The sequence below is a fragment of the Microbispora sp. NPDC004025 genome (assembly GCF_053604425.1).
Map to the genome: position 1 here is coordinate 222542 of NZ_JBSGHN010000016.1, position 7530 is coordinate 230071.

At 72.2% G+C, this 7530-nt stretch carries 6 protein-coding genes; 1 reads left to right on the forward strand and 5 read right to left on the reverse strand.

The genetic code is table 11. The annotated features are described in order from the left end of the window. A partial coding sequence (locus tag ACWEQG_RS32515) for an MFS transporter (protein ID WP_452290604.1) occupies positions 1 to 1421 on the reverse strand: 1421 nt, incomplete at its 3' end. Positions 1422 to 1477: 56 nt separating this feature from the next. Here ACWEQG_RS32515 and ACWEQG_RS32520 point away from each other — a divergent pair. Further along, positions 1478 to 2464, forward strand: a complete 987-nt coding sequence (locus ACWEQG_RS32520; RefSeq protein ID WP_452290606.1) for a helix-turn-helix domain-containing protein — start codon at positions 1478 to 1480, stop codon at positions 2462 to 2464. 6 nt (positions 2465 to 2470) lie between these two features. Here the strand turns inward: ACWEQG_RS32520 and ACWEQG_RS32525 are convergent, their stop codons facing one another. The 4 genes from ACWEQG_RS32525 to ACWEQG_RS32540 form a co-directional block, all read right to left on the reverse strand. Next, positions 2471 to 3646: a glycosyltransferase family 4 protein gene (locus tag ACWEQG_RS32525; protein ID WP_452290608.1), complete on the reverse strand. Its 1176-nt coding sequence runs from the start codon at positions 3644 to 3646 to the stop codon at positions 2471 to 2473. Continuing rightward, positions 3643 to 4530, reverse strand: a complete 888-nt coding sequence (locus ACWEQG_RS32530) for a sulfotransferase family protein (protein ID WP_452290610.1) — start codon at positions 4528 to 4530, stop codon at positions 3643 to 3645. Before ACWEQG_RS32530 ends, ACWEQG_RS32525 begins: the two co-directional genes overlap by 4 nt. A gap of 75 nt (positions 4531 to 4605) precedes the next feature. After that, positions 4606 to 5115 (reverse strand): HAD domain-containing protein, encoded by a 510-nt coding sequence (locus ACWEQG_RS32535; protein WP_363469121.1) that lies wholly within the window; start codon positions 5113 to 5115, stop codon positions 4606 to 4608. Positions 5116 to 5239: 124 nt separating this feature from the next. Then, a complete protein-coding gene (locus ACWEQG_RS32540) occupies positions 5240 to 6667 on the reverse strand; it encodes an endo-1,4-beta-xylanase (protein ID WP_452290612.1) in 1428 nt (475 codons plus the stop codon). Positions 6668 to 7530 lie beyond the last annotated feature (863 nt).

Genomic DNA, 7530 nt, shown 5'->3' on the forward strand with positions numbered 1-7530 from the left:
GCGCGGCCCGCCGCGCAAGTGCCCGCGGCGGGTCCCCCCGCGGGCCCCCCGGTGTCCTTGTCCGCGGGCCCGCCGCCCGCGCCCCCCCCCCCCCCGGGGCCGCCCCCCCCCCCGCCCCCCCCGGCACTTGGTCTTCTGGCGCGGCACCGCGCACGCGCCAGGAGGTGGCGGGCCAGGGCGAGCGCGGCGAGCAGCGCGACGAGCGCGCACACGCCCGGCCAGCCGGCCGCGCTCCAGACGCGCACGCCGAGCCAGGAGCCCGCGCTGCCGCCGAGGTAGGCGCAGGTCATGTAGGCGGTGTTGAGCCTGCCGCGGGCACCGGGACACAGGGCGTAGATCCGGGCCTGGTTGGCGACCATGCCGGACTGCATCGCGACGTCGAGCAGCAGCGTGCCGAGGGTCAGCGCGGCCAGGCCCGCCGTGCTGCCCAGCGACCCGGCGGCCAGGACCGCCGCCGAGAGGAGGACCCCGAGCATGCAGACGAGGTTCACCGGATCCGGCCCCACCCGGTCGACCAGCCGGCCGGCGAGGGGAGTGCACAGCATGGTCGCCGCGCCGACCAGGGCGAGCATCCCGACGGTTTGGGCGCCCAGGCCGTACGCCGGGCCGGTGAGGAGGAGCGCCAGGCAGGTCCAGACGGCCGAGAACCCGGCGAAGACGGCCGCCTGGTAGGCGCAGGAGCGGCGCAGATCCGGCTCGGTGCGGAGCAGGCGCAGCGGTCCGGCCAGGAGCGCGAGGTAGGGCCGGTGGGCGGACGCGCCCGTGACCGGCGCCCTCGCCGGCCCCTCTGCAGGCACCGTGACAGGCACCGTTACAGGCACCGTGACGGCCAGGGCCGCCGCCAGGAGCAGCGCCAGAGCCGCGGCCACCAGGTACGGAGCCCGCCAGCCGAGCCATTCGCCGAGCGTTCCGCTGAAGGTCCGGGCCAGCAGCATGCCGCCGGTCGATCCGCTCAGCAACGTGCCGATCACCGCTCCCCGGCGGCCGGGGGCCGCCAGCCCCGCCGCCAGCGGGCCGACGACCGGTGCGGCCACGGTGGTCAGGCCGGCCAGGGCGCTGGCGGCGACGAGGGACGGCAGGGCCGGCGCGCAGCCCGCGGCGAGCAGGCCCAGGCCGGTCAGGGAGAGCAGGGCGACGAGGAGCGGGCGGTGCGGCAGGCGGTCGCCGAGCGGGACGAGCAGGACGATCCCGGCCGTGTAACCGGCCTGGGTGGCGGTCACCACCAGGGCGCCCGCGTCGGGGGTCAGGCGCAGCCCGGCGGCGACCAGCGGCACGAGCGCCTGTGGGAAGTAGACGTTGCCCACGGCCACCGCGCAGGTCACGGTGAGGATCGCGAGCAGCGCCCGGCTCATGCTCCCGCCGGAGGCCCGCCCGGTACCGCCCTGCGGCGGACGAGCCTCGTCGCGTTGAGAGGAAGTCATGGACCGAAGTCCACGCCGGGAGCCTTCCGCCGCCAATCGATGTAGCGTAGGACTTAATGATCAGCTTCGTGCTCGGCGTGGAGGACCTGGCGGACACGAGGTTCGCCCTCTCACCCCTCACCGAGACGGTGCTCAGCCTGCGGGTGCTGCGCGATCCGGGCCTGTCCGCGATGCACCTGCCCTGGCGCAGGTCCGTTCTCGGCAGGCTCGGCGGACTCGACACCGGCCTGCTGATGTCCCTGGTCGCCGAGAGGTTCACCGTCCCCGACTTCCTGACCCCGAGGCCCGCGACCTTCGCCCCGGACTTCGAGGAGGAGCTGGCGGTCGTCGGCCGGACCCCTCCCGATCTGGTCCGCCGTGACCTGCTCGCCGCGCACGCGCCGGATCCGCTGCCCGAGCCGCTGCGCGACGCGGCCGCCGCCGACGACGCACCGGTCGTCCGGCTCAGGGACGCCGTCTGCGAACTCCTGCGCCGATATTGGGAGATCGCCGTGCGGCCGCTGTGGCCGCGGGCACGGCTGGTGCTGGAGGCCGACATGACCTATCGGGCACGCCAATTGGCCGTGGGCGGTGCCCGCCTGCTGTTCGCGGGCATGCACCCCAATCTGCGATGGGAGGACGGGGTGCTGCACATCGACAAGATGATCAGCAGCTTCCGCGTGGCGGCGGCCGGCCGTGGGCTGCTGCTCGTGCCCTCCGTGTTCGCGCACAAGCCCGCGCCCCCGGTCATACCGGAGGAGCCGCCCTCGCTGGTCTACCCCAGCCGCGGCGTGGCGACGCTCTGGGCGCCGGAGCCCGTCCCCGCCGCTGCGGCCCTCGTGTCGCTGCTCGGCGCGCCCAGGGCGCGGCTGCTCGGTCTCCTCGGTGAGCCGCTGCCCACCGTCGAGATCGCCCGCCGCCTCGGGGTCACGCCGAGCGCCGTGTCCCAGCACCTGCGTGTGCTGTACGCCACGGGCCTGGTCACCCGGGCCCGCGACGGGCGGCACGTCCTGTACCGGCGCAGCTCCCTGGGTGACGGGTTGACCGGCGCCGGCCGCCCGTGAGCCGGGTCAGCGCCGCGCGTGCGCGTCGCCGGCCGTCCTGGCGTTCAGAAGCTCGGAGAAGAGGTCCTCCCACAGGGGCATCACGTTCTCCGGCGCGTACTCCCCGGCGGTCGCCGCGGCGGCGGCGCCCATGCGCAGCCGCAGGTCGCGGTCGGCGATGAGCCGGTTGAGGGCCGCGGCCAGGGCGTCCACGTCCCCGCAGGGCACCAGGACGCCGTCGGTGCCGTCGGTGAGCACGTCGCCGGGGCCGGTCGGGCAGTCGAAGGCCACGATCGGCAGCGCGTGGGTCATCGCCTCGATCATGACCATCGGCAGGCCCTCGAACCGGCTGCTCAGCGCGTAGATCGAGGCCCGGGCGAGCTCGTCGTCGAGACGGTTGGTCCGGCCCATGAGCGTCACGTGCGCGGACAGGCCGTGCTCGCCGATCAGCGCGCGCAGGGCGGCCTTCTTCGGGCCGGTGCCGAAGATGCGCAGGCGCCACTCCGGATGTTCCTTCACCACCTGGGCGAACGCCGGGAGCATCAGGTCGAAGCCCTTCTGCTTGACCAGGCGTCCCGCGGCGACCACCACGGGGTGCTCCTGCCGGGACGGTGTCTGGTTCACCGAGTGGACGGCGTTCGGGATCCGTACGATCCTCGTGCCGGGCAGCGCCTGCTCGTACTCGCGCTGGTCGCTGGCCGTCAGCACCGTGACCGCGTCGAACGCTCGGTAGTGCCGGACGATCTCCGCGCGCAGCGTCGCGGGATAGGTGCCGAGGTTCATGTGCTCCTGCGCCACCCGCACGACGTTCTTGGAGGCGCGGCGCGCGGAGATCAGGTTCAGCGCCGGACGGGTGGTCACGAGCACGCCGTCCTCCAGGGAGGAGACGTAGTCGATGACCGCCTTCTCCACCCGCTCGGTGAAGTAGCCGGCGGCGAACTCGCCGTACGGCACGATCTTGCCGCGCAGCCGCCGCCACACGCGGCGGCCGAGAGAGTCGGCCCGCACGCCGGCCCGCTGGTCCACGAGCGTGTGGAGGGCGACGGCCGGATGCAGCTGGAACTGCGGCTCCTCACGGCGGCGCACCACACTGACGATCTCCACGTCGTGGCCGAGCGCGGCCATCGCGTTCGCCTGGTTGACCACGGTGCGGATCGTGCCGCCCATGCCGTAGGCGTGCAGGAGCATGTATCGGATCCTCATCCGCGCCCGCCCTCCTCACGGGGCAGGTAGCCCCAGCTGCGGCAGATCGGTTTGAGTAGATCGGGTATCTCGTCCGGCCCCGGCAGGTCGCGTCCCGGCTGCACCGTGCCCGACCGGATTTTGTCGCTCCAGTCGCCGAGGCCCTTCTGCACGACCTTCTGCTCGCCGTACGTCAGCATGGCGGGCTCCCACTCGACGCCGAGGAACTCGCAGATGGCGCGGGTCGTCTTCTCCGGCTCGGCGGTCAGGTCCTCGTAGCGCACGGTCAGGCCGGTGAGGGCCTTCTGGGCCCGCCGCACGGCCTTCATGTAGCGCAGCGCGTCGGCGGCGGCCTCCTCCCGGGTGCGCTTGACGGGGTCCGCCTCGTACCAGGACGCGGCGATGGAGGCGGGGTGACGCAGCAGGAAGACGAACCGGGCGTCCGGCCAGCAGGCGGCGATCCTGGCGTGGGCGAAGGCGTTGGCGGGGGTCTTGTCCACGATGGTCCGCTTGCCGCTGCGTACGAGTTCGCGGTGGAGCACCCGGTCCCACAGCATGTGCTCCAAGTCGGCCTGGTTGTGGCCGAGCGCCTCCATGGCCTTGCGGGCCAGCGGCGTGCCGAATCCGACGGTCAGCCGCCGGACGTGCAGTTCATGCGGGGCGTGCAGATCGGGATGGGCGTTCAGGATCGACCGCAGCAGGGTGGAACCCGACCGTACCGGGGACATGACGAACACCGGAGCGACCAGGAGGCGGTCGGCGCGCGGATCGGCAGGTGGGCGCACCAGTTCCTCCGCAGCCGGCGCGGGAGCCTCCGGTGACGACGGCGCGGCGGGCCGGACACGGGTGAGCTGGACTCCCGTGAACTTGACGAGTGCGCCGTTGATCCTCCGCTGCCATGTCATGGCCCGCGAATCTACCGGTGCTTCCGGGGAATTCCCTGAGAATCAACCCCCTGCTCACCTGTGACCCCACCTCTGTCACCAGACGTTCTGCCGCCTCGGGGTCGTCAGCCACCGGCGGGCCGCCTCCAGGTGGGCGTCGCCAAGCCCGTCCCGGGGGTCGACGGCGACGACGAGGAACTCGCCGACGCCCGGATGGCCGTGCAGGTATTCCAGATCGGCCGGCCCGAGGTCGTCGTCGAACCACACGAACGGCCGGCCCCGGACGTACTCCGCGACGTGCCAGGTCTTGAGGTTCACCCCGTACGGGCGGGGAGGGTCGCCGTCGATCGGGACCACGGGCAGCGGGGGCAGGCCGATCCTGGGGCCGATCTCCTCGTTGGCGCGCTCGCCCCAGGTCGTCGCCCACGTCAGCGCCACGCCGGTCTCCCGGCGCAACGCGATCAGCTTGGCGCCGTGGCGGGGATCGAGCAGCAGGCGGAATCCCTCGCCCTCCACCACGCATTCGAAGCGGCGGAAACGCGGCGAGGAGCGCCGTGCGGGGTTGAGCACCCCGTCGACGTCCAGCAGCAGCAGCGCGCCGTCCATCACACCGCCATCATCTCGCCGCCGGCACCGCCCCTCCACCCGGCGTCATGGTGCGCAAAAGCGAACCGGATCCGGCCGGACATCGTCCGACCGGATCCGGTTCGTGGTCGTCAGGGGTCAGAAATCAGGAGCAGGTGAGGGTCGGGGTGGCCGCGCTGCCGTTGGCGGTGAAGCCGAAGGTGGTCGACGAGCCGGCCGCGACGGAACCGTTGTAGGGGGCGTTGCGGACCGTCACGTTGGAGCCGGACCCGCTCTGCGTGCCGTTCCACAGGCTGCTGATGGTCTGCCCGCCAGGCCAGGTCCAGTTGACCGTCCAGCCGTTCAGCGACGAGCTGCCGGCGCGGACCGTGACCTCGGACTGGAAGCCGCCGGGCCAGGAGTTGACCGTGCGGATCGTCGCGCTGCACGCTCCGCTCGGATCCGGCGAGGTCCCGGGCGACGGGCTGACCGGCGGGGTGGGGCTCGGGCTGACCGGCGGGGTCGGGCTCGGGCTCACCGGCGGCGTGGGGCTGGGCGAGGTGCTCGGGCCGGCGGCGTTGAGGGCGCTCAGCACCGCGTCGTAGGCGGGCTTCTTGTTGCCGCCGCTGAACAGCAGCGGGGTGTCGCCCGAGCGCCAGGAGTCCTGGTCGCGGACGCCCCACACGGTGATGCCGTTGCAGCGCGGAACGGCCAGGCAGTCCTTGACCACGTTGGCGTAGGTGGTCGGCGAGGCGCCCTGGATGTCCAGCTCGGTGATCTGCACGTCGACGCCGAGCGCGGCGAAGTTCTGCAGGGTGGTGCGGTAGTTGCTGGGGTAGGGGCTGCCGCTGTTGAAGTGCGACTGCAGGCCGACGCAGTCGATCGGCACGCCGCGGGCCTTGAAGTCCTTGACCATGTTGTAGACGCCCTGCGTCTTGGCCCAGGACCAGTTGTCGATGTTGTAGTCGTTGTAGCAGAGCTTCGCGTCGGGGTCGGCGGCCCGCGCGGTGCGGAAGGCGACCTCGATCCAGTCGTTGCCGGTGCGCTGCAGGTTGGAGTCGCGGCGGCCGCCGGAGCCGTCGTCGAAGGCCTCGTTGACCACGTCCCAGGCGTAGATCTTGCCCTTGTAGTGGGACATCACGCCGTTGATGTGGCTGATCATGGCCTGGCGCAGCGAGCTGCCCGACAGCTGCCCCCAGAAGTTCGGCTGCTGCTGGTGCCAGGCCAGGGTGTGGCCGCGGACCCGCTTGCCGTTCTGCACCGCCCAGTTGTAGATCCGGTCGCCGTTGGTGAAGTTGAACTGGCCCGGGTTCGGCTCGGTCGCGTCGGGCTTCATCTCGTTCTCGGCCGTGATCATGTTGAACTCACGGCTCGCGATCGTGGTGTACTGCGAGTCGCCGAGCCTGCTCGCACTGATCGCCGTGCCGAAGTAACGCCCGCTCTGCGCGGCGGCCGCGCCCAGCGTGCTCTCCGCCGCGCCGGCGGGGACCGACACCGCCACGGCGGTGATCGCGCCGAGCACGCCGAGGGCGCCGGCGAGCAGCACCCGGCCGCGGCGTAGGCGCCGATCTAGGGGGGTGGCGTTTGAATCCATGCCTGAGCCTCCACAACTGAATCACCGAAAGCGGGGACATCCGCGGGATCGACACCGCGTCCCACGCGTGGGACGCACACCACGAGGGCGTCGCGGACGGCGACCCCCTGCCGCTTCACCACCGACCTGGCAAGGGGAGACCGCCTCTCGGGGACTCAGTCTGGAAACCTCTCCGAAATGTGTCAAGGCTACGCTGAAACTTTCGGAGGCCCGGCCGTGCCCAACCGGCCCTGTCCGGCATCCCACGAGTGGTCGGGCCACGGAAAACAGGGCAACGGTCTCGTAGCCAGACGCGAGCCGGTGATGAAAGTTTCAAATACGCCGTCCACGCGATCGCGGCCCGGCCGTCACCGATAGCTGCTGATGAGCGGACATCCGTTCCGTGCGCCGCAGGGAACGGCGTGCGCCGGGGCCCTTGACGGAGCTTCCCGTCTCGTATTTGCTCCGGCGCACCACCACCCACCGGCCGCCGTGAGAAGAGGAGCAGCGACTCGCCGATTCTGTTAGCGCTAACAACCATGCCGACCAGCGCTACGGAGACGGCCTTCGCCGGTGACGGTCCCCGACGAGGGGGTCGCGCCGCCACGCCAGAGCCACCACCCCCCATTCACTCGCCTTCTTCGGAAAGGTTGGGCAACTGCCGATGTTAACGTTAACAATTGGGCGCGGCTCCACAGAGAGGCCGGCCACCCGCGGCTGGAGGCGGTGGAGACGCCTCCTGACCACCGCGATCCTGTCCGTGACCGTCGCGGCGGCGGTGCCGGGTGTCGCGAGCGCGGAGTCCAACGGCGGGGTGCGGGTCATGCCGCTGGGCGACTCGATCACCGAGGGCACGCAGGTGCCCGGCGGCTACCGGATCGGGC